The following is a 22,360-nucleotide window of genomic DNA, read 5'->3' as shown; positions in this document are numbered from 1 at the left end:
CATTAAAATTTATTCCTTTTGGTTAGCTTAGCTGATAATTATAACCAAGGTCACAGCCAGACACCCACCCGAAAAGGGGCCCGCCCGTGACCGCCGCCCAAGAAACGCTTGATGTCACCGTCCATCGCGGCACCACCCGTGGCGCGCGCTATGACAGGTTTGAGGTCCCCGCCCATGAAAGCCAGACGGTGCTTGATGTGGTCTCGTGGATTCAGCAATTCGCCGATCCGACGCTGAGCTATCGTTTTGCCTGTCGCGTCGGCATGTGCGGCTCTTGCGCGATGATGGTCAACGGCACCCCGCGCTGGACCTGTCGCACCCATATCAAAAAGGTCGCGCCGGACGGCAAGCTGTTGATCGAGCCGCTGCGCAATCTGCCGGTGATCAAGGATCTTGCCGCCGATATGGACCCGTTCTTTGACAAATGGACCGCCGCCGAGGCCCAGCATCACCCAAGCCAGACCCGCCATGACCCGATCGAGGCGATTGACCCGACCGACGCCACCCGCGCCGAGGCCGATCTTGGCGTCGAATGCATCAACTGCGCGATCTGCTATGCCGCCTGTGACACGGTGGCGGGCAATCCCGATTACCTTGGCCCCGCCGCCCTGCAACGCGCCTGGACCCTGCTGAACGATAGCCGCGACGATGGCCGTCAGAGCATCCTTGACGCGGTCTCGGGCACCGGGGGCTGTCACAACTGTCACTCGATGGGAAGCTGCGCGCAATATTGCCCCAACGAGCTTAACCCGATGCGCGCCATTGCCGGACTGAAACGCGAAACCGCGAAATCGTTTTTCAAGGGTAAACGCAATGCTTGATCTGCGTCTTTACATGCTGCAACGGCTCACCGCGCTTGTGATGGCGCCCTTGGTTCTGGGCCACCTCGCGGTGATGATCTATGCCATTCAGGGCGGGCTAAGCACCGCCGAAATCCTTGGGCGCACACAGGGCAGCGCGCTTTGGTTCGCCTTTTACGGCCTCTTCGTCATTGCCGTTTCGATCCACGCTGCCATCGGCCTGCGGGTGATCGCGCATGAATGGCTCGCCCTCAAGGGCGCGGCGCTCTCGCTCCTCACATGGGGCGCCTGCGCCGCCCTGCTCTTTCTTGGCCTCAGCGCCGTCGTCGCGGTGACCGTGCCATGAAGGCCCCTGCCCGCTCTCATCCGCTTTGGTTTGCCTTCGTGCTGCACCGGGTCTCGGGGCTTGGGCTTGCGCTGTTTCTGCCCGCGCATTTCTGGCTGTTGTCACAGGCGCTGAGCAACCCCGCGCGCCTTGACGGGTTCCTCGCCTTCGCCGAAATGCCGCTGGTCAAGCTGGCCGAATTCGGCCTCGTCTTCCTGCTTGCGGTGCATATGTTCGGCGGTCTTCGCCTTTTGGCGCTTGAATTCCTGCCCTGGTCGGACCGCCAGAAAACCCTCGCGGCGGGGGCGGTTGGCGTCGCTTTCCTGATCTCCACCACCTTTTTCCTGAAAGCGATATAGCCATGGCCTCCCCCACAGAGATTGATCGCCATGACACCGATATCCTGATCATCGGCACCGGCGGCGCGGGGCTTTTCGCGGCCCTTCATGCCCAGCAATCCGCACCGCCGGGCACCCGCATCAGCGTCGCCGTCAAGGGGTTGATCGGCAAATGTGGTTGCACCCGGATGGTGCAGGGCGGCTATAACGTGGCGCTTGGCGGCGGTGACACGGTCGAGCGGCATTTCATGGATACGATCCGGGGCGGCAAATGGCTCCCAAATCAGGATATGGCCTGGAAGCTCTGCGAACAGGCGGTGGTGCGTATCCGCGAGCTGGAAAACGAAATCGGCTGTTTCTTTGACCGCAACCCGGACGGAAGCCTGCACCAGAAGGCCTTTGCCGGCCAGACGGCGGATCGCACCGTGCACAAGGGCGACCTTACGGGCATCGAGATCATCAGCCGCCTGATGGAACAGGTGCTGTCGCGCCCGGTCGAAAAGCTTCAGGAACACCGCGCCATCGGCCTTATCCCGACGGCGGACAAAAGCGCGCTTGCCGGGGTGTTGTTCATCGACATGCGCACCGGCCGCTTTCGCCTTGTGCGCGCCAAGACGGTGATGATGGCGACGGGCGGTGGCCCGACCATGTACAAATATAACACCCCCTCGGGCGACAAGACGATGGATGGCCTCGCCATGGCCCTGCGCGCCGGGCTTGAACTGCGCGATATGGAGATGGTGCAGTTTCACCCAACGGGCCTTTTGGCAGGCGATCACACCCGGATGACCGGCACCGTCCTCGAAGAGGGTCTGCGTGGCGCGGGCGGGCAATTGCTCAACGGTGCACAGAACCGCTTTATGTTCGATTACGACCCAAAGGGCGAGCGCGCCACCCGCGATGTGGTCAGCCGGGGCATCTATTCCGAGATGCGCAAGAACAACACCTCGGAAAATGGCGGCGTGTTCATTTCGATGGCGCATCTCGGCCCCGACAACGTGCGCGCCAAGTTTCCCGGCATGGTCAAACGCTGCGCCGATAGCGGCTTTGATCTGGCCGCCGGTCTGGTCGAGGTGGTGCCGACCGCGCATTACTTCATGGGTGGCGTGGTGGTTGATGCGGACACCCGCACCGCGCTTGAAGGGCTTTACGTGGCCGGAGAGGATGCGGGCGGCGCGCATGGTTCCAACCGGCTTGGCGGCAACGGCGTGGCCAATTCCACCGTCTATGGCGGCGTGGCGGGCGACACGATGGGCACCGACATCCGCAAGATGGGTGCCCTGCGCGATCCGTGCCCCACAACGTTGCAGGCCGAAGTTGACCGCGCCCTGCACCCGCTCACCCGCAAGCCCGATCTGGTGCAACCCCTGCGCCACACCCTGCAAGAGGCAATGTGGGAAGACGTCGGCGTCTTGCGCACAGAGGCCGGTCTGAACCGCGCGCAAACCCGCGTGGCCGACATTTCAACCGCCCTGATGGAGGTCGGCGTTGCCCCCGACAACCTCGCCTTCAACCTGACATGGCATGACTGGCTGAATTTGCGCTCGCTTTGTGATATATCTCAGGCGATTGCCCTGGCCGGCCTTGAACGCGAAAATTCCCGCGGCGCGCATTACCGCGAGGATTTCCCCGACGAGGGCGACCTTGATGCGTCTTACTTCACCGTCGTGACGCAAACCGGCGACGACCTCGCCGTACGCCGCGACCCCGTCGATTTCAGCATCGTTCGCCCCGGCGAGACCATCCTGCCCGACGGCGAACCCGAAACACTGGTAGCTGCACAATGATCGCCATCGACCTCATTCAAAAGACCGCCGAAACCCTGATGGACAAGGCCGCCATCGAGATCCCCGATGACTATCTCACGGGCCTCAAATCCGCCGCCGCCACCGAAGATGGCGACCTGTCGTCTTTCGTCCTGCAAGCGATGCTTGAAAACTATCAGGCCGCCAAGGAAGACCGCCGCGCCATGTGCGGCGATACCGGCACCCCGCGCTGGTACGTCAAGATGGGCAACGAAACGCGGATCGAAGGGGGCCCCATCGCGTTAGAGGCCGCTTTGCGCCGCGCCACCGCCAATGCCACCAACGGCGTGCCCTTGCGGCCCAACCGGGTGCACCCACTCTGGCGCACCGATCACAACAACAACGTCGGCATAGGCGCGCCCGAGATCGAATACGGCTACGAGCCGGGCGGCGAATGGATCGACCTGATTACCGTTCACAAGGGCGGCCTCTTTGGCACCGATTACCGCATGCTGTTCCCGAGCGACGGCATTCAGGGCATCAAACGCTTTTATCTCGATAGCCTTGTCGCCTTTGGCAAACGCGGCCTCGCCTGCCAGCCGGCGATCATCGGCATCGGCCTTGGCGGGTGCAAGGATACCTGCATGGTGCTTGGCAAGCGCGCCGCCTGTCTTCGGGTGGTGGGTGATCGCAACCCCGACCCCAAGATCGCCGCGCTTGAGGATGAATTCAAAGAGCTTGGCAATTCCATCGGCATGGGCGCCATGGGCTTTGTCGGCAAGAACATGGTGATCGACTGCAATATCGAGGTCGGCTATTGCCACACCGGCGGCATGCAGATGTCGGTGCATGCCTTTTGCCTCTCGTCGCGCCGCGCGGTGGCGCGGGTACATGCCGACGGGCGGGTTGAATACCGCACCGATCCCGATTGGTTCACCGATTATCAGCGCCGCGATACCGTCGAGTGGGCGCCGGACATGGCCGCCGCCGAATGAGTGCCACTGGCCCCCTCTGCGGCATTCGGGTGCTTGATCTCACCCATGTGCTGGCCGGGCCCTATGCCACCGGGCAACTGGCCCTGATGGGCGCCGAGGTGATCCGCGTCGAGCGACCCGGTAGCGACGATTTCGTCCGCACCCACGGCGGCACGCCGGACATGCGCGCAAAAGGTCTTGGCGCGTCCTTTCTCAGCCAGAACAGCGGCAAGAAATCCGTGGTGCTTGATCTCAAATCCGACGCCGGGCGCGCCGCTTTCCTCGATCTCGCCGCCAGTGCCGATATCGTGACTGAAAACTTTCGCCCCGGCGTAACCGAGCGCCTCGGCGTCGATTACGACAGCCTGCGCGCGCGGCGCGAAAATATCATCTACGCAAGCCTGACCGGCTTTGGCCCCGATGGCCCTTTGGCGGGCCGTCCAGCCTATGATCACATCCTGCAAGGCATTTGCGGGCTGATGGCAATGACCGGCACGGCCCAAAGTGGCCCGATGCGCGTCGGCATGCCGATCGCCGATTACGTCGCGGGCCAGGTGCTTGTCTCGGCCCTTCTCGCGGCTTTGCTCGAACGGGCGCGCCACCCGGACATCCCGCAACGGCTTCATGTTTCGATGCTCGAAGCGATGACCACCTTGATGGGCACCTATGCGCTGAACCATGAAACCACCGGGCAGTTGCGCGGGCTTGACGGCAACCGCGCCTTCTCGGATTCACCGTTTTCCGGGCGCTTTGAGACGCGCGACGGGCAATTGGTGATCACCGCCAATACCCCGGCTCAGGCCGCGCGCCTCTGCGCCGCGCTTGCGCGTTCCGACCTGCTTGACGCCCCGGCGCCCGAGGCCGAAACCGCCCTCCAATCGCTCTTCCTTGAAAAGACCGCCGAGGATTGGGAAACCCTGCTGGCCTCGGCAAATGTGCCCGCCGCCAAGGTCCTGACCCTGGCCGAAACAATGGCCCACCCGCAACTTGCCCAAAGCCCGGCCTGGCGCCCGATGACACAGCCAGAGATCGGCATGACCCTGCGCGCGCCCGCGCTGCCGTTTCGCGCGCCTTGGGCGCCGCGCACCCTTGCCCCGGCTCCGACATGCGGGCGCGACACGTCCGAGATCCTCGCCACCCTTACCCCACAGGAGGCCCCCCGATGAAAGTGCGCGAAGTCCGCCTGAGCACCACCCCGACGCCAGAGGCCATCGCCGATCTGCGGCTTGGCGATATCGTCTATCTCGACGGGCTGCTCTATACGGCGCGCGAAGGCGTCTACATGCGCGCGCTCGAAGAACAGGCGAATATCCCGATGGAATTGCCAAGCCAGAGCGCCGCCAATTTCCACTGCTCCCCCGCCGCCGCCATTCGCGAGGACGGTAGCTTTGACATGGGCGCGGTAACCGCCACCGCCTCGTTCCGCTTCGCCAAATGGCTGCCGGAATGGATCGCCAAGACCGGCGCGAAACTGATCATCGGCAAGGGCGGCATGTCGTCCAGGGACTACAAGGAATACTTCGTGCCCAACGGCGCGGTCTACCTCTCGACCGTCGGCTATGGCACCGGCGCTTTGCTGGGCCGCGGCATCGAAAAGGTCGAGGCCGTGCATTGGCAGGACGAGCTTGGCTTGGCCCAGGCGATGTGGGTGATCCGCTGTAACCGCATGGGGCCCTTCATCGTCGCCTCGGACATGGAGGGCAACTGCTTGTTCGAGCGCGAGAACGCCAAGATCGTGCAAAACCTCGACCGCGTGTATGAGGGCACCCGCCCGGCGGTGCTCAAACGCTATGGCGAAACCGATGATCGCTCTGACGAGGTGATCGGCTAGCCGCACGCAAGACGGGCCAGCGCCTTCGGCTTGATTCCGGGCTGAGTCGACAAGAAAACCCGATGTGTAATAAGCGCAATTTGGCCCCGCCCGCTACAATAGCTCACGCGCCAGCAACACCGCGCCTGACACAAAGGTCATCACAATCAGCAACCGCCGGAACACCGCATCGGGCAGCCGTCGAAAGATCGCGATGCCGATCTGTGCGGCGGCAATCGCCACCGGCGCCGCCAGTGCAAGATAGCTCAGCGTCTCGGCGCTATAGGCCCCCTTGAACGCCAAAAGCATCGCCGTCAGCCCCAAAACCACAAAGTTGAACGGCTGCAACACTGCGCGGGTCTCGGCCTTGGGCCAGGGCCTGAGCGCGCACCACATCATCGGCAAGGCCCCCGATAGCGAGGCCGCACCGCCCAGAAGACCGCCCAGAAACCCCACCACCATATCAAGGTAAGGCGTCGGGCGTTCAAACCGGGGCAAGACCGTGCGCAGGCTGAAATAGCCACCATAAAGCAAAAGAAAGGCGGCAATCACAAGCTTGAGCGTGCGCGCATCCAGCACCGAGAGCGTCAGCACGCCAAGCGGAATACCCACCAGCGCCGGCAGCAGGAACCGCGCCAACCGCCTCGGGTTTTGGCCAATCGCATGGCGCACCACCCAAAGCCCCTGTGTGCCGGTGATCACCGAGATCATCACCACCACCGCCACCGCCTGCACCGGGGGCATCACCGTCAGGAAAAATCCAAGCGCGAAAAGTGCGGTGCCAAAGCCGGCAAGACCGTTGATCAACCCGCCCGCCGCCGCCCCGGCGGCCACGTAAGCCATCACCTCCGGGCTCACGGCGTGCCCTCCTTTTGCTGGGGCATCTGTTGGAACACTCCGATCCTGACCGCCTCCAAAAGCGCCTTGTGAATCTCTTCGATCACCGGCAGGCGCGGGTTGTCGCGCCGATAGGCCAGGGTCAGCCGCCGCGCCGGCGCCCCCTCGGGCAAGGGCAAGCGCTTGAGCGGCAGCGGATTGAAATCACGGACACAGCGCGCGGGCACAATCGACACCCCAAGCCCGGCCAGAACCATGCTTGAAATCGCCTCAAGCCCCTCAAGCTCCATCGTGGCATTCACCCGGATACCGCTTTCCTGAAGCCAGCCGTCGATCAGATTACCAACCACCGCATCGCGGCTGAAGCGGATGAACGGATAGTTGGCGAGCAATTCCAGCGGGTCATTGCTTGGCATATCCTGCGCCGCGATCAGCTGCATCGGCTCAAGCGCGATGTCGGTATACTCCATGTCCGGCGGCAAGGGCCGGTGCCGCGACAGGATCGCCGCATCCACCGCACCGCGATCGACCTGCGCGATCAACTGCGTGGTCAGGCCCGGAAAGATCCGCACATGCAAATCCGGGTAACTGTCCTTGAGACGGCGAACCGCCAGCGGCGTCAACCCGGTCAGCGTCATCGGCACCGCCCCCAAAAGGATTTCGCCCTGAAACCCCGCATCGCCAATCACCGAGGGCACGATGGTGTCATAGGCGCGCACGATCTCCTTCGCCTTGGCCACAAGCGCGCGCCCCACCGGGGTAAGCTGCGGCGTGCGCCGACTGCGATCAAACAGCGTGACCTGCCATTCCTCTTCCAGCATGCGCATTTGCTGGCTCACGGCGGCATGGGTGATGAACACCGAATCCGCCGCGGCACTGAAGGTGCTATGTTCTTCGACCGCAATCAGGGTTCGCAACCGCCGGATTGACATGACGCCCCTTTATCGTAAGTTTATCTAACAAATGCTGTAACGCAATATTGCTTATCTTAAGGTTCTCTTAACGATACTACTGAACCCAACGGCGTTGCAATGAGCCATTGATAATGGCCGGATAAAAAGACAGTGGAGGAGAAAATTATGACTTTCAAAAAGCTGGGCGCGGCCTGCGCCCTTGGTCTTGGCCTTTTGGCGACAACCGCCATGGCCGAATACCCCGAACGCCCGATCAACATGGTCATTCCCTATGGCGCAGGTGGGGCGACTGACATTTCCGCCCGCACCATCGCCGAGCCTTTGGGCACGGCCGTGGGCAAACCGCTCGTGATGTCCAACATCACCGGCGCCGGCGGGGCCATCGGCTCTGTTGCGGTGCAAAACGCCAAGCCTGATGGCTATACCATGCTGTTCGCCCGCGTCGGCTCGCATTCCGTCAACCCGGCGATGAAGGCCACCCTGCCCTACAGCCTCGATGATTTCCGCTTTGTCACCGTCTATGAAATCAACCCCGTCGCCTGCGCCGTGCGCCCCGATTCCGGCATCAACTCCATGGAAGACCTGATCGCCAAGACCGAATCTGACGGCACCACCTATAGCTCCTCTGGCGTTGGCTCTCTGCTGCACCTCGCGGCGGTCTATGTGCTGTCGGAATACGGCGTCGAGAACCCGCTCGATAAGGCCACGCATATCCCGCAAAAAGGCGGCGGCGCGGCGGCAACGGCGGTTCTCAATGGCACTGCCACCTTCCTGTGCACCAACACCTCGGCCCTGGCGAGCTTTGTCGCAAATGGCCAGCTCAAGCCGATCCTTATCACCACCGCCGAACCGGTGCCCGGCTTTGACGCCCCCACCTCGGCCGATGTCGGCAAACCCGGCCTGACCCAGCTTGTCGGCTGGACAGGCATTGCCGGCCCCAAGGACCTGCCCGATGATGTCGCCGCCAAATGGGGCGAGTGGATGGCCGCCGCCGCAGGTGACAAGACCTTCGTCGATCAGATGACGGCGCGTGGCTCGGTGATCAACGTCATGAGCCCCGAAGACGCCAACGCCTTCATTCAAAAGCAATACGAAACCTTCCGCGCCCTTGTCGACAAACTAGGCATGCGGATCGAAGGCTGATACCACTTTGAACAGACCGCCGGGCGCCCGACAACGCGCCCGGCCACCAACAAAATCAATCTGATCGGGGAGGATCGGAGTGAGCATTCGCACAATACAGGTGCATCTTGGCATCGGGGCCTGCCTCGTCGCCCTTTTCTTGATCCTCTACGGCATTCCAAACTGGGTGTCCTCGCCCAGCAATGTCCGCAAGATCATCCTCTCGCCACTGTTCTGGCCCTATACCATCGCCGGGCTGACCGGGCTGGTGGGGCTTGGCCTTATCCTCTTCGGGCGTGGCCCGGATGATGACGACACCCCCGTCAACGAGGCCATAGAAGACCCGCGCGCAGGCATGATGCGACTCGCGGCGATGGCGGTTCTGATGATGGTTACCTTCTGGGCTATGCCGCGCATCGGCATGGTCTGGGCCTCGATGGGGGCCTTTGCGGCGCTCGCCTTTCTGGTCAAGACCCGCCACCCCAAAATCGCCCTTACCTGCGCCTTGCTGGTGCCGCTGGTGCTTTATGCCTTCTTCGCGCATGTCGCCAGCGTCGCCATCCCGCAGGGCAATTTCGTGAGACTTCCATGAGCCTTTTGGATAGCATCATGGCAGGCTTTGCGCTTGTCGGTAATTTCAACGCCTTCCTGTCGCTGGCCATCGGCATCGTCATCGGCGTGGTCGGCGGGGCCATTCCCGGCATTTCGGCGACCATGGCGGTGGCGCTCGCCCTGCCCTTCACCTTTCCGATGCAGCCGATCAACGGCATCCTTCTGCTGCTTGGCGTCTACAAGGGTGGCATTTTCGGCGGCTCCATCCCGGCGATCCTGATCAAGACACCGGGCACGCCGGCCTCGTCCGCGACCATCCTTGATGGTCACCCGATGGCCGAACGCGGCGAGGCGGGGCGCGCCCTTGGCATGGCGCTTTGGGCCTCTTGCACGGCCGATCTCATCTCGAACCTGTCGCTGATCCTCTTCGCGGGCTGGCTGGCGTCCTTCGCGCTCAACTTTGGCCCGCCCGAGTTTTTCGCCCTGATGCTGTTCTCGCTGACCATCATTGCGGGCGTCTCGGGCGATAGCCTTCTGCGCGGCGCGCTCTCGGCGCTTCTGGGGCTGTTGCTGGCGACAATCGGGCTTGATCTGGTCTATGGCACCAACCGCTTTACCTTTGGCGACCCAAGCCTGATGGGCGGGCTCAATTTCATCGCCGTGCTGATCGGGTTGTTCGCCATCCCCGAGGTGATCAACATGGTCTGGCACCCCACTGGCCATATCGGCAAGGTGCAATCTCTGGGCAACAAATGGGTGACCTTCGCCGATTACAAACGCTGTTTCCGCTCTATCGTACGCGGCAGCTTCATCGGCGTCTTTCTCGGCTCTATCCCAGGCATCGGCGCGGCCCCGGCGGCGTTCCTGTCCTATTCCGAGGCGCGGCGCAAATCGCCCAACAAGGCCAACTTCGGCAAGGGCGAGATCGAAGGCGTCGCTGCCTCCGAGGCGGGCAACAACGGCGTGGCCGGCGCCACCCTGATCCCGCTGCTGGCGCTTGGCGTGCCGGGCGATGTGATCACCGCCATCATCATCGGCGCTTTCATGGTGCACGGGTTGCAACCGGGTCCGATGATGTTCGTCATGAACGTCGATATCATCTATGGCCTGTTCATCGGGCTGATCTTCAGCTCTGGCTTGCTTTTGATCGTCGGATCACTGGCCATTCGCGGCTTTCGCCCGGTGGCCGACATCCCCAAGCGTATCCTGATGCCCTGCGTGCTGGTGCTCTGCATCTACGGGGTTTTTGCCGTGAACAACAACATCTTCGATGTGGGCGTGATGTTCGTCATGGGCTGGGTCGGCTTTGTCATGAGCCGCTATCACATCCCCGCCGCGCCCTTCCTGATCGCCTTCATCCTCGGCCCGCTGCTCGAAGACAATTTCCGTCAGGCCATGCTAATGTCCGGCGGCAGCCCCGAGATCCTGCTGCGCGGCCCGATCACATGGTTCTTCTGGGCGCTCACCGTGATCACCGTCGTCGCCATTAGCCGCGGCACCCTCAACAAGGCCCGCGAAGCCGGTTAGGCCCCGTCGATGCTCCAGAACCGATAGCGCCCCTGCCCCGTGACCTCGCGGATCAACCCGTGGTCGGTCAGCCATGTCAGGTTGCGTTGCACCGCCGCGCGGCTGGCCCCGGTCAGATGTTCCGCCATCGGCGCCGACACCAGCGGCCATTCCACCAGCACCGCCAGCAACTGCCCCGGCGTGCGCCCCGAGAGTTTTGCCGTGCGGTCGCGCGCCTCGCTTTGCCAGCGTTCCAACTGATCAAGCTGGCGCGTCGCCTTGAGAATGGCGCTCTCTGCGCCCTCGATCCAGGCTCGCAACCGCGCCTCTGGGTCCTTTGGCCCGCGCCCCGCACCGGGCAACGAAAGCGGCACAAAGTTCGCACCGCCCCGGCATTCCCCCGCCGCCAGCCGCGCCGCCGTCACCGCCGCCTCAAGCCGGTCACCCTGATGCCCAAGCCCCGCCATCGGCCAAAGGTAAAACCCGAACGCCGCGCGCACCAGCGGATGCAAGTCACCCGCCGCCGCCATCACGCTCTGCCAACTTTCAATCCGCTCGCCAAGCGGCTCTGCCCCCTGCCCCGGCTCGTGCCGTCCCAGAAAGGCCTGCAGCCCCTCCTCCGGCCCCGGCCCGCTCGACAGCCGCCGCATCGCCCACCCAACCCTTGCAAGGGCCTGCGCATCCTCCTGCGCCCCCGCAAGGCGCAACGACAGCCAAAGCGCCAAACGCTCTGGCGTCACCCTCTCTCCTGCAAACCAGCTTAGATCCGCCGCCACGCTCAGCGCCAACCGGTGGCGCCAGCCTTTTGGCGCACGCAACAACCGGTCATCAAGCGCCCCAAGCCGCGCCGCGACCCGCGCCAAGAGCAAGGCCAAAGCCGCCTGCGCCCTTTCCCAGGGTACGAGCTGATCGCGCTCTGACACGGCCACTCTTGGCAAAGGCGCAAGCATCGCCTGATCTTCCGGCTGGCCGGGCAGAAACCAAAGATCGTCGGAATCCTCATTCATATGCGCAAAATACTACTATTTTGCTTATTACAAAAGGGCCTCATGCCCCATAGTCGTCGAACGCCCCCGGCACCATATCCACCCAGAAAGCAACCATCTCAGTGTCTGACATCAGCGGCTATGGGTCCAAATAGGGCAATTTGATAAGAGAGTGCTTCTGGCTCATCGTCACCGTTGAGGAGTGAACGATGAGAAAGACACCGAAGAGCCCTGGCGAGAAGAGCGTCAAGGACATCAAGCGCGCCACGCGCAAGCAGTGTTCACCTGAAGAGAAGATTCGGATCGTTTCAGATGTGATCCAAGATCTGCATTCACCACACGGATCGCGGACGCCAATACTGTGCGCACGGCTATCAGAAGATCCTGCGCCGACACGGCTTTCGCATGTTGATGAACAGCAAAAATAATTGTTACGACAACGCCGCCGTTTTACGTCGGGAAGACAACCCCCCAGACTGTTTTCCAATCCGCCGCATCTTCTGGCCGAGCATTACGCAGAGTTCGCCGGAAAATTATGTCCGACTGACGCCCCAATCTCAACTCATGCTGGTTACTTGCGACACTACCCACAAGAAAGCCTCTTCAAGAACGGCCCTGTCAAAGGCCGTAATAGCTGCGATACCAATCCACGAACCGCTTTACGCCGGTCTCGACCTCCGTGGTCATTTCCACCCCGGTGAGATCACGCAAAAGTTGGGTTTCGGCCCAGGTGGCGGGCACATCACCAGGCTGCATGCCCATCATGTTTTTCCGGGCCTCGCGGCCGATGGCCTTTTCGATGGCTCCGATGAAATCCATCAGGGCGACCGGCTGGCTGGCGCCGATATTGACGACACGGAATGGCGCCACCGGGCTCAGGCTGTCGTGATCCCCGACAGGTACCTCCCCCGGGGGACACTCGGCCAACCCGAGGATCGCCGTGACCAGATCGTCGATATAGGTAAAGTCACGCCGCATTTCGCCGTTGTTATAGACGTCGATCGCCTCGCCCTTCAAAATCGCGCGGGTGAATTTGAAATAGGCCATATCCGGTCGGCCCCAGGGGCCATAGACGGTAAAGAACCGGAACATGGTGATCGGCAGCCCGTAGAGATGCGCATAGGAATGCGCCATCGCCTCATTGGCCTTTTTGGTGGCCGCGTAAAACGACATCTGGGTGTCGACCTTATCGGTTTCGCGATAGGGCATTTGCGTGTTGGCACCATAGGCCGAACTTGTCGACGCCATCAGCATATGTTCGGGCGGATAGGCACGCGCCGCCTCAATCAACTCGAAGGCGCCGATCAGGTTGGCCTCAAGATAATCGCGCGGGGCGTCAATTGAATGGCGCACCCCGGCCTGGGCCGCCAGATGGACAACCCGGTCAGGCCGATGTTCGGCAAAGACCTCCATCAACAGGCCGGGCTGTTCCAGCTTGCCGTGCACCGGCACATAGGCCTCATGCGTCACCAGTTGATCCAGCCGGTGCTGTTTCAGCGCCGGATCGTAATAGGCATTGAGAGAATCAAGGCCGATCACCCGCCACCCCGCATCCAGAAGACGCAAGCTAAGATGATATCCGATAAAGCCGGCCGAGCCGGTAACAAGAACAGTCTGCATGGCTGTGCTGGTAGCCACCACAGACCCCGGTGTCAAAACCTATCCCGGCCCCGGCAGGATATTTTGATGCCGTCCAGAACAGATCTTCACAGGTCGACCTGTGATGTGCCGCGCTCAAACCATAAAGAGACCCCCTGACTGGGGTTTCGAGAAAAGCCGACAGATACCAGCAGGCCCAATGCCCCGGCATGGCGCCAAAGGCCCTCTGCGCGCCGGAACCGACGCGCAGAGGCTTGGCTTAGCTGTTCAGAAGCGCCTGAACGATCTGCTCTGCGGCCTCTTCGGCGCTCAGCTCAACCGTGTTGACCGTCAATTCGGCCTGTTGCGGCGTTTCGTAGGGGCTGTCGATACCGGTAAAGTTCTTCAGGTTGCCGGCGCGGGCCTTCTTGTACAGACCTTTGACATCGCGGCCTTCCGCGACCTCCAGCGGCGTGTTGACATAGACCTCGAAAAACTCGCCATCCGCCAACATTTCGCGCACCATCTGCCGCTCGGCCCGGAACGGCGAGATGAAGGCGGTCAACACGATAAGGCCGGCATCGGTCATCAGCTTGGCCACCTCGCCGACACGGCGGATGTTTTCCACCCGGTCCGCATCGGTAAAGCCAAGGTCGCGGTTCAGCCCGTGGCGCACGTTGTCACCATCCAGCAGGAAGGTATGCTTGCCCAGAGCGTGCAGCTTTTTCTCGACGATATTGGCGATGGTCGATTTGCCCGATCCCGAAAGCCCGGTGAACCAGACGACGCGGGCCTTCTGGTTCTTGCTTGCGGCATGGGCGTCGCGGTCAACGTCAAGCGCCTGCCAGTGGATGTTCTGGCTGCGGCGCAGCGCGAAATGCATCATGCCGGCGGCGACGGTCGCATTGGTCATGCGGTCGATCAGAATGAACCCGCCGAGATCGGGATTGTCGCAATAGGATTCAAACGGGATGGCACGGTCGGTCGAGATATTCACCACACCGATCGCATTGAGCCCCAGGGTTTTTGAGGGCATCTGCTCCAGCGTGTTGACGTTGACCTCGTATTTCGGCTCGGTCACCGTCGCCGTCATCGTCTGGGTGCCAACCTTAAGCAGATAGGGGCGACCCGGCAGCATCTCGGCTTCGTCCATCCAGACCAGGGTCACCTCGAACTGATCGGCAACCTCGCAAGGCGCATCCGACCGCGCGATGATATCGCCGCGCGAACAGTCGACCTCATCGGCGAAGGTCAGCGTGACCGACTGGCCCGCCACCGCCTCTGGCAGCTCGCCATCATAGGTGACGATGGATTTGACACGGGTGGTCTTGCCCGAGGGCAGCACCCGGATATCATCGCCGGGGCGCACGACGCCCGAAGCGATCTGCCCCGAGAAGCCGCGAAAATCGAGGTTGGGGCGGTTGACCCACTGCACCGCCATGCGAAAGGGCTCCTCCTGCATCTGCGCCACGTTGACCGGCGCGTCCTCCAGGTGGCCCATCAGGGTCGGGCCCTGATACCACGGCATGTTGTCCGAGCGGGTGACGATATTGTCGCCCGCCAGCCCCGAGATCGGCATCGGCAGGAAGGACTCCATCCCGATCTGCTTGGCAAAATGCGAGTATTCCTTGACGATCTCGTAAAACCGTTCCTGGCTGTAATCCACCAGATCCATCTTGTTCACCGCCAGCACCACGTTCTTGATGCCGAGCAGGTTGACCAGATAGGAATGGCGCCGCGTCTGGGTCAGCACGCCCTGGCGCGCATCAATCAGGATGACCGCAAGGTCGGCGGTCGAGGCGCCGGTCACCATGTTGCGGGTGTATTGCTCGTGGCCGGGGGTGTCGGCGACGATGAACTTGCGCTTGTCGGTGGCAAAAAAGCGATAGGCCACGTCGATCGTGATGCCCTGCTCGCGTTCCGCCGCCAGACCGTCGACCAAAAGCGCGAAATCAATGCCCTGCCCCTGGGTGCCGTGCGCTTTGCTGTCATGCTCCAGATGGGCCAGCTGATCTTCAAAGATCATCTTGCTGTCATAGAGCAGGCGCCCGATCAGCGTCGACTTGCCGTCATCGACCGAACCGCATGTGATAAACCGCAGCATGGTCTTGTGCTGGTGCTTGAGCAGATAGGCCTCGATGTCCTCGGCGATCAGCGCATCGGTCACATAGGCCTGATCTGTCTGGGCGGCATCTGTTTGGGTCATGTCGGACATCAGAAATACCCCTCTTGCTTCTTTTTCTCCATCGACGCGGCCTGATCGTGATCAATCGCGCGGCCCTGGCGTTCCGATGTGGTGGTCAGCAGCATTTCCTGAATCACGTCCGGCAGCGTCGCCGCAGTGCTCTCGACCGCGCCGGTCAGCGGATAGCAGCCCAGGGTGCGGAAGCGCACCGATTTCATCATCGGCACTTCGCCATCCTGCATCGGCATCCGCGCGTCATCGACCATGATCAGCATGCCATCGCGCTCGACCACCGGGCGGGGGGCCGAGAAATACAGCGGCACGATCTCGATGCCTTCAAGATGGATGTACTGCCAGATGTCCAGCTCGGTCCAGTTTGACAGCGGAAAGGCGCGAATGCTTTCGGTCTTGGATTTGCGGGTGTTGTACAGCTTCCACAGCTCCGGGCGCTGGTTCTTCGGATCCCAGCGGTGGTTGGCCGAGCGGAACGAGAAGATGCGTTCTTTCGCACGCGACTTTTCCTCGTCGCGGCGGGCCCCACCAAAGGCCACGTCGAACTTGTACTTGGTCAGCGCCTGTTTCAGACCTTCTGTCTTCCACATATCGGTGTGCAATGCGCCATGATCGAACGGGTTGATCTGCTTTTCCACCGCTTCGGGATTCTGATGCACAATCAGATCCATACCCGCGTCTTTGGCCGCCTTTTCACGCAGCTTGTACATCTCCTGAAATTTCCAGGTCGTATCCACATGCAGCAAGGGGAAGGGCGGCGGCGAGGGATAAAAGGCCTTTTTCGCCAGATGCAGCATGCAGGCCGAATCCTTGCCGACCGAATACAGCATCACCGGGTTTTCGGCGTTTGCCACGACCTCCCGCATGATATGAATGCTTTCCGCTTCAAGCCGCTGCAAGTGCGTCAGCATGCGTGCGTTGTCGGCACCTTCCGGTGCGGCCGTCTCTGGTGTTGTCATGACAATGACCTCTTCAAATAGATTAAAGGCTCTTTGACAAAATTCTGCGCCATCGGAAAGGGCAGGACATCAAATAGGCATGAACAATTGGCACTTTTTTCACCGGCAGTGCCTTAAAGGGCGTGAACTGGCTCCTTTTGAGCGGTCCTGCGCGGTTCGTGCCGTGGCCGGACCGCGCCCTGCCCCATGACCATGATAATGGGGCTTTCTTGATTGGGTTTGATGCGGAGGGGCAGGGGCAGGGGCAGGTGAGCTACCCCCTGGGAAACCGGCCCTGCTTGAAGGCGCATCGGGCGTGTTCGAGCGGGAAAGCCGAAAGGCGCCAGAAATTGATGAAGAGCAGGACCACTTCAGTCTCTTGTTGAGTGACAATAGCCATGGATAGGTGCACATCCACGAACCGAATCCAACAGAATCCTCCTGCTGAAGAATCCCCGAGCGGCCAAAAGTTCTATTGTGGCTTGCGTTTGCTTAGCACCGCGTCAAATTCCCAGAACAGGGGCGTCAAACCAAGGGTCGTATTTTAAATTAATTATTTCAATAACTTATACAATAATTCAGCCGGAAACGCCAATTGGCCCTGTGGATAACTTTCACACTACATTTAGATTCTTCTTGCCGGACTTACAGGATCGTGGCATTTCCATTCTGACGGCAAAACGCGTCAGACACGCTGTACGCCGTCAGAATGACCAAGAGCCTTAATAAGGGCCAAGACTAGGCGGCAGTACATGGATGATCGTAACGTTGGATACGCACAAGGTATAGGCTCTTCTGATATCGGGGCGTTTGCAGACAATCTGGCCGAATCTTTGGATCGCCAGATGAAAATCGCGTTCGAACCCGAAGAACGAAAATCCTTAAGGTGGTTCAGCTCAACTGAAGTTGCCGGATTGCTGCGCGTCAGCACGTCCAACCTCCGCAATCGTCACAAAGACGGCAGCTTTCCAGAAGTTCACACAGACAATCGCGGGCATAGGTTCTATACGGCCGAAGAGGTTGATAACCTGCGCGATATTCTTGGTAGAACCGGGAAGAACGCTGGCGCCTACCGGCCCGGGCGTGTCGACGGCGATCGGCTTCAAGTCATCTCGGTCGTCAACTTCAAAGGTGGCTCATCCAAGACAACCGCCACTATCCATCTGGCGCAACGATATGCTTTGCGCGGTTACCGTGTGCTCGTTCTGGACCTTGACCCGCAGGCCAGTCTGACCACTTTTTTCGGTTTCCGGCCCGAGCTTGAATTCGCCGATGGCGGCACGATTTATGACGCCCTGAGATATGAGGACCAAGTCCCCCTCTCAGAGGTCATCCAGAAAACATACTTTCATAAGCTCGACATGGTTCCGGCTGGATTGATGTTGTCGGAGTACGAGACCGAGACGGCAAATGCACTCGCACGTCGGGTACAGCCCATATTTGCTGAGCGTCTCTCTCTCGCCTTGGAAGAGGTTGAATCCAACTATGACATCGTCCTGATCGATTGCCCGCCACAACTGGGTTTTCTCACTTTGACTGCTTTGGCGGCCTCCACCGGCCTTCTGGTGACGGTTGTCCCGGGGATGCTCGACATTGCGTCGATGAGCCAGTTCCTGAAGCTTGCGTCAGAGACGGTGAAGGCCGTCGAAGAAGCCATCGGGCGAAGGGTTACCTGGGATTTTGTCAAGTTCCTGATCACGAGGTATGAGCCCTCGGACGGCCCGCAGACCCAAATGGCTGGGTACTTGAGATCAATTCTCGCCGGTCAGGTCATGACAGAGCCGATGTTGAAGTCGACAGCAATCTCAGACGCTGGAATGACCCAGCAGACCGTCTATGAGGTTGACCCGAGCCAGTTCATTAGAAAAACGATTGATCGTGCTCTGACCAGCGTAAACGGCGTCGCCGACGAGCTTGAGCAAACGATCCAGATGGCATGGGGGCGTCGCTGATGGCCCGGAACATTTTCAACCAACCTCCAAAAGACGATCAGCAGGCAGCAGCCCCCTCCCCTGCCCCAGCAAAACCTGCGAAGCTATCAGGCTCTGTCGGTGGGCTGCGTGACTCGCTTCGCGAGATAACAGCCAACTCGATTAGAGACATCGACCCTGCGCAGATCGACATGGATGGCCTGAGAGATCGATTGGTGCTGGAAGATAGCAGCATCGACGAGCTGGCCGAGAGCATTCGCAAGCATGGCCAGCAAGTGCCTATCATGGTCCGACCCTCGAACCAGCCGGACCGATACCGCATTGTCTACGGTCGGCGCAGGCTTGCCGCGATCCGAAAGGTTGGCGGGGCGGTCAAGGCAATCGTGCGGACATTGGACGACGATGCCTCGTTGATTGCGCAAGGCCAGGAAAACAACCTTCGTTTGGATCCATCATTCATTGAAAAATCATTGTTTATCAAAGAGATGCAAGAAGCCGGGTACAAACCGGGCGTTATCCAGGATGCTCTTGGGTTGACGCGGCAAGGTGTATCGAACCACCGTGTTGTCATCGAGCAGTTGCCCGCTCAGCTCATTCATCTCATCGGACCAGCCCACGGTATCGGGCGGCGACAGTGGGGTGACTTGGCCGCTTTCTCTGAGAAGGCGAACCTAGTGGAAATAGCTGGTGAAACAATCGCCACCCTGCCCGGCGATACGCCTAGCTCCGAAAAGTTCAACGCGGTGTACGCGGCATGCTCAAGCAAAGTCCGAGGCGCTGCAAAGTCGACGAGTCGCGGCACAACGACCGTCGTCAATGATGAGAACGGCAGCTACGTCGGGACACTTGCCATCGATGACAAGGCGATAGCCGTCAAAGTCGCCCGAAAGGACAATCCGGAATTCAGCCAGTGGTTCGAAAAGCGCGCAGAGGCGACGCTCAAGCAGCTCTTCGAAGAATGGCGGAATGAGCATGGCACGGGGTCCTGACCCTGGCCATAATGAAAAACACGAACAGAGGAGAGCAGCGAAGACCATAAAGAAAAGAGCCCCCCAAAGTTTCCCCTGGAGAGCCCTCATCGTCTGATTAGCATCTATGATGTAGCAACCTCCAACAAAACGGTCAAGTGCCACCGATTCGGTGGACCTCTTTTTATTGCCTTTTCTCACATAAAATCGTGGGAAGAGCCGGGGAAGTATTGGGCCCAATGGTCCTTGTTCACATAACATGGCATTCACACAACTATCGATCGAAACCGCTGGTGCTATAGCAGCACCCAAATCAACGACGTCATCCGAGACAGACATCTGGAGCATCTTCAGAGCTCTCAGAGACGCCCGCAGCCTATTTGGCCTTCGCCCAGGTCACATTCATACACTCCAAGCAATGCTCAGCTTCCTGAAGCCGGGTCACGGCGAAACAGTTTTCGCCTCCAACAACTCGATCTGCCAACGCGTTGGCGGGATCGACGAACGTACACTTCGTAGGCACATCAACCGATTTGTTGAACTTGGCTTCATCAAGCGCAATGATAGCTCGAACCGCAAGCGCTACCGCGTTCGCTCATCTGGTGGTGAGTGTATCAGCTACGGCTTGTCACTGGCCCCCCTGCTCCAACGTGCCAGCGAGCTTTTAACCCTCGCACAGGAGATAGAGCATAATCGACGCGACCAGATCTTTGTTCGCAAACAGATCCTGACAAAGCTGGCTCATCTCGAAGAACAATATCCTGAGAACCCATTCATCCAGCGCGTTCGCAAAGCGTTACGCAGAAAGCTGAGTCTCCCTGAATATCGTGCGCTACTCGCCGCTGCGGATGAAGAATGTCGGCGTTTGTCCACCGCGGCAGACACCCCCGAAACGGTGATACTGCCCGTCAATGACGGACAAACTGTCCGGCATCAATCTAGGTCTGTAAAAGTAAAAAAAGATTTAGAAGGCGCTCAAGATGTTGAAACGTTCGAACCACGACTGCTAACAACGGTTTGCGATCAAGCGACATCCTTCACAACCAGTGAGCTAAGAAGTTGGCTTGACATCGAAAGCCATGCTCGAACTCTCGCACCAATGATGGGTATTCACCCAGAAACATTCGAAAAAGCAAAGAATGCCATAGGAGCACGCAAAGCATCATGTGCAATCTTTATCATACTTCAGCTTGGTAAGCGCATCAGAGACTTTGGAGCATATTTCCACAGTATTACTTTGGGCCAAAGGCAAGATCAGTTCGATCCTGCGTCCCTGATCAGACGTCTGTCAAAAGCCGAAACGCGCGCGACTTAACGTCCACCGCGGTGGACACATATCGTGCAAACCCACTCGGCCTGGTATTCGGCAAGCATTGTGGCGCCTTTGAAAATCAAGCGTAAGCTCGATAACATAACTCAATCTAGAGGCCAGGATGAAAGTTCACAATTAGATCAAACGTTCGGTGCAATCTCTCCAGATAGAAACAGAGAACGTCCACCACGGTGGACGTCACAACACCTAAAGCTAACCAGTCTCTATAAACATACCGAGAAATCCGTCACAATCCCCGACCAATAAGGGCTCTCTCATAGCCAATTCGGCGCGAGCTCGCATCACCCGGCCAGATCAACATCGCCAAAGAGATTAGGGAAGAGGCGCTCTCGATAGTCCAATGGGAACGCCAGCCGCACCGGCGTCTTCGGAGAAACAGATTTCAGGTATCCGGCGGCCGTCAATTTGCTGAGTGTATTGCGTGCCGTACGCTCGGACGTCTTGAGAACGACTTGCGCGTCCCCACGATCCAGAGCGCCATACCGAAGGACGGCAGAAATCAGATCGGGCGCACCCTTGTCGTCGATGGTATCCAAAACGAGACGTCGGTAGCGTTTGTCCAGCCCTCCGAGGTCGAACAGCTTAGTCGAGAACATGATCTGGTCGAGCGTCACGTTAAGAAACCATTCACTGAACGTCTTGAGTGCCGCCTGTGACAGATTCCCGCCGTCTCCACGTCGTGGACTGTCCGCCAAATCCATCATCCGCTTGTACTCACCGCGATCCGTCAAACCGCGCGCCAGGCCACGGGACACAGACCACGACCCTTGGCCGCCAATTCCGGCGGTGAAAGCCATGGCATGCGACATCAATCTGCTGACACGCCCGTTTCCATCTGGGAAGGGGTGGATATAGTTCAGCCGATGGTGGGCCGAGGCGATCGCAATAATGCGCCCGCTGGATGATCGTGCCGCAACCTGAAATCTCTTGTCGAAATGATCCATGAACGCCGCGACGCGAGATGATGAAGGGGGCAGGTGGCGCCCCACCGCGACGTCACGATCGTTGTCCTGGCGCATGCGTCCAGGAACGATCGGCTCTTGCGTCCCATCGGGATGTTCGATCATCCGAAACTCGTCAGGCATCTCATCGTAGAAGCTCTTATGAACCCAGGTCAGGAATTCGACGGAGGTGGGGCAGGGCAGGGTGCCTTTGCGGTGCATCTCGTCAATGGCGCGTTGAACGATGACATGAGCCCGGGCCTCCAGGGCGAGGGGGCGGATTTCTTCTTCAAGCTCAGCGTCGGCAAGCGCCCGTTCGATGTCGCGAGGTCGCGTGTTGTGGCCCTCGATCAGGTTAGAGTAATAGCAGTTCATCACGCGGACGAGATCCGCAAGCTCGGCTGCGCTATCCGGGTGCAGCCCCAGTCCCAATCCAGTGGCCTCCCTCTGAATGTCGACCGAAAGGTCTGCCAATTCTGTGGGAATATGCTCCTCAAAGAAGCAGGGTTTTATTCTGGTCGGCGTTTCCAACATTCTTGCCGGTCTTCAATTAAGGAAAGTAGTT

Annotated in this window: 20 protein-coding genes and 1 pseudogene; 14 read left to right on the top strand and 7 right to left on the bottom strand. The window is 60.0% G+C overall.

Features of this window, described 5'->3' with window-relative positions; genetic code table 11:
• The first annotated feature begins 86 nt into the window (after positions 1-86).
• Genes ROG8370_RS03790 through ROG8370_RS03760 form a run of 7 tightly spaced genes read left to right on the top strand, consistent with a single transcriptional unit; the run spans position 87 to position 6,013 of the window.
• Positions 87-821, top strand: coding sequence for a succinate dehydrogenase/fumarate reductase iron-sulfur subunit (locus ROG8370_RS03790; protein WP_085825745.1), 735 nt, complete (start codon positions 87-89; stop codon positions 819-821).
• A complete protein-coding gene (locus ROG8370_RS03785; protein WP_085825744.1) occupies positions 814-1,146 on the top strand; it encodes a succinate dehydrogenase in 333 nt (110 codons plus the stop codon). The genes ROG8370_RS03790 and ROG8370_RS03785 overlap by 8 nt, the downstream gene beginning before the upstream one ends.
• Complete coding sequence (gene sdhC / locus ROG8370_RS03780; protein WP_085825743.1) at positions 1,143-1,484, top strand: succinate dehydrogenase, cytochrome b556 subunit; 342 nt, start codon at positions 1,143-1,145, stop codon at positions 1,482-1,484. Before ROG8370_RS03785 ends, sdhC begins: the two co-directional genes overlap by 4 nt.
• A gap of 2 nt (positions 1,485-1,486) precedes the next feature.
• Entirely contained in the window at positions 1,487-3,250 is a 1,764-nt protein-coding gene (locus ROG8370_RS03775) for an L-aspartate oxidase (protein WP_085825742.1), read from the top strand.
• Complete coding sequence (locus ROG8370_RS03770; protein ID WP_085825741.1) at positions 3,247-4,203, top strand: fumarate hydratase; 957 nt, start codon at positions 3,247-3,249, stop codon at positions 4,201-4,203. Before ROG8370_RS03775 ends, ROG8370_RS03770 begins: the two co-directional genes overlap by 4 nt.
• Positions 4,200-5,348, top strand: coding sequence for a CaiB/BaiF CoA transferase family protein (locus ROG8370_RS03765; protein WP_085825740.1), 1,149 nt, complete (start codon positions 4,200-4,202; stop codon positions 5,346-5,348). The genes ROG8370_RS03770 and ROG8370_RS03765 overlap by 4 nt, the downstream gene beginning before the upstream one ends.
• Entirely contained in the window at positions 5,345-6,013 is a 669-nt protein-coding gene (locus tag ROG8370_RS03760) for a fumarate hydratase C-terminal domain-containing protein (RefSeq protein WP_073195865.1), read from the top strand. The genes ROG8370_RS03765 and ROG8370_RS03760 overlap by 4 nt, the downstream gene beginning before the upstream one ends.
• 93 nt (positions 6,014-6,106) lie before the next feature.
• Here ROG8370_RS03760 and ROG8370_RS03755 read toward each other — a convergent pair whose 3' ends face one another.
• Positions 6,107-6,850 (bottom strand): sulfite exporter TauE/SafE family protein, encoded by a 744-nt coding sequence (locus ROG8370_RS03755; protein WP_085825739.1) that lies wholly within the window; start codon positions 6,848-6,850, stop codon positions 6,107-6,109.
• The gene (locus ROG8370_RS03750) at positions 6,847-7,761 is read right to left on the bottom strand and encodes a LysR family transcriptional regulator (RefSeq protein ID WP_085825738.1); all 915 of its coding nucleotides are present in this window, start codon (positions 7,759-7,761) and stop codon (positions 6,847-6,849) included. The genes ROG8370_RS03755 and ROG8370_RS03750 overlap by 4 nt, the downstream gene beginning before the upstream one ends.
• 147 nt (positions 7,762-7,908) lie before the next feature.
• Between ROG8370_RS03750 and ROG8370_RS03745 the strand changes: the two genes are divergently transcribed.
• The 3 genes from ROG8370_RS03745 to ROG8370_RS03735 all read left to right on the top strand — a co-directional run bounded on the left by ROG8370_RS03745 (position 7,909) and on the right by ROG8370_RS03735 (position 10,944).
• The gene (locus ROG8370_RS03745) at positions 7,909-8,886 is read left to right on the top strand and encodes a Bug family tripartite tricarboxylate transporter substrate binding protein (protein WP_085825737.1); all 978 of its coding nucleotides are present in this window, start codon (positions 7,909-7,911) and stop codon (positions 8,884-8,886) included.
• 79 nt (positions 8,887-8,965) lie between these two features.
• Positions 8,966-9,457, top strand: coding sequence for a tripartite tricarboxylate transporter TctB family protein (locus ROG8370_RS03740; protein ID WP_085825736.1), 492 nt, complete (start codon positions 8,966-8,968; stop codon positions 9,455-9,457).
• Positions 9,454-10,944, top strand: coding sequence for a tripartite tricarboxylate transporter permease (locus ROG8370_RS03735; protein ID WP_085825735.1), 1,491 nt, complete (start codon positions 9,454-9,456; stop codon positions 10,942-10,944). The genes ROG8370_RS03740 and ROG8370_RS03735 overlap by 4 nt, the downstream gene beginning before the upstream one ends.
• Here ROG8370_RS03735 and ROG8370_RS03730 read toward each other — a convergent pair.
• Positions 10,941-11,930, bottom strand: a complete 990-nt coding sequence (locus tag ROG8370_RS03730) for a helix-turn-helix domain-containing protein (protein WP_085825734.1) — start codon at positions 11,928-11,930, stop codon at positions 10,941-10,943. The genes ROG8370_RS03735 and ROG8370_RS03730 overlap by 4 nt on opposite strands.
• Before the next feature lie 297 nt (positions 11,931-12,227).
• Here ROG8370_RS03730 and ROG8370_RS20045 point away from each other — a divergent pair.
• Positions 12,228-12,359 (top strand): annotated as a pseudogene (locus ROG8370_RS20045) (IS3 family transposase); the annotation flags it as partial.
• Between the two features lie 168 nt (positions 12,360-12,527).
• On the opposite strand, the gene ROG8370_RS03725 reads toward ROG8370_RS20045, so the two are convergent.
• From ROG8370_RS03725 to cysD, 3 genes are all read right to left on the bottom strand, one after another.
• Positions 12,528-13,529: an NAD-dependent epimerase/dehydratase family protein gene (locus ROG8370_RS03725; RefSeq protein WP_085825733.1), complete on the bottom strand. Its 1,002-nt coding sequence runs from the start codon at positions 13,527-13,529 to the stop codon at positions 12,528-12,530.
• Positions 13,530-13,767: 238 nt separating this feature from the next.
• Positions 13,768-15,702: a sulfate adenylyltransferase subunit CysN gene (gene cysN / locus ROG8370_RS03720; protein ID WP_281252689.1), complete on the bottom strand. Its 1,935-nt coding sequence runs from the start codon at positions 15,700-15,702 to the stop codon at positions 13,768-13,770.
• Complete coding sequence (gene cysD / locus ROG8370_RS03715; RefSeq protein WP_085825732.1) at positions 15,702-16,643, bottom strand: sulfate adenylyltransferase subunit CysD; 942 nt, start codon at positions 16,641-16,643, stop codon at positions 15,702-15,704. Before cysD ends, cysN begins: the two co-directional genes overlap by 1 nt.
• A 731-nt stretch (positions 16,644-17,374) precedes the next feature.
• On the opposite strand from cysD, the gene repA reads away from it, so the two are divergent.
• From repA to repC, 3 genes are all read left to right on the top strand, one after another.
• The gene (gene repA, locus ROG8370_RS03710; protein WP_085825731.1) at positions 17,375-18,574 is read left to right on the top strand and encodes a plasmid partitioning protein RepA; all 1,200 of its coding nucleotides are present in this window, start codon (positions 17,375-17,377) and stop codon (positions 18,572-18,574) included.
• Positions 18,574-19,542: a plasmid partitioning protein RepB gene (repB, locus tag ROG8370_RS03705; RefSeq protein ID WP_245827182.1), complete on the top strand. Its 969-nt coding sequence runs from the start codon at positions 18,574-18,576 to the stop codon at positions 19,540-19,542. The genes repA and repB overlap by 1 nt, the downstream gene beginning before the upstream one ends.
• Before the next feature lie 238 nt (positions 19,543-19,780).
• On the top strand, positions 19,781-20,836 hold the full coding sequence (gene repC / locus ROG8370_RS03700) for a plasmid replication protein RepC (protein WP_085825729.1): 1,056 nt from the start codon (positions 19,781-19,783) through the stop codon (positions 20,834-20,836).
• Between the two features lie 299 nt (positions 20,837-21,135).
• On the opposite strand, the gene ROG8370_RS03695 is transcribed toward repC, so the two are convergent.
• Positions 21,136-22,329 carry a Fic family protein gene (locus ROG8370_RS03695; RefSeq protein WP_085825728.1) on the bottom strand — a complete coding sequence of 398 codons (1,194 nt, stop codon included), beginning with the start codon at positions 22,327-22,329 and terminating at the stop codon, positions 21,136-21,138.
• Between the last annotated feature and the right edge of the window lie 31 nt (positions 22,330-22,360).

Origin of the sequence: Roseovarius gaetbuli (genome assembly GCF_900172365.1) — a bacterium.
In the GTDB taxonomy this organism is placed as follows: Bacteria; Pseudomonadota; Alphaproteobacteria; order Rhodobacterales; family Rhodobacteraceae; genus Roseovarius; species Roseovarius gaetbuli.
The sequence above is the reverse complement of the archived record's forward strand: the minus strand, read 5'-3'. Positions and strand labels throughout refer to the sequence as shown.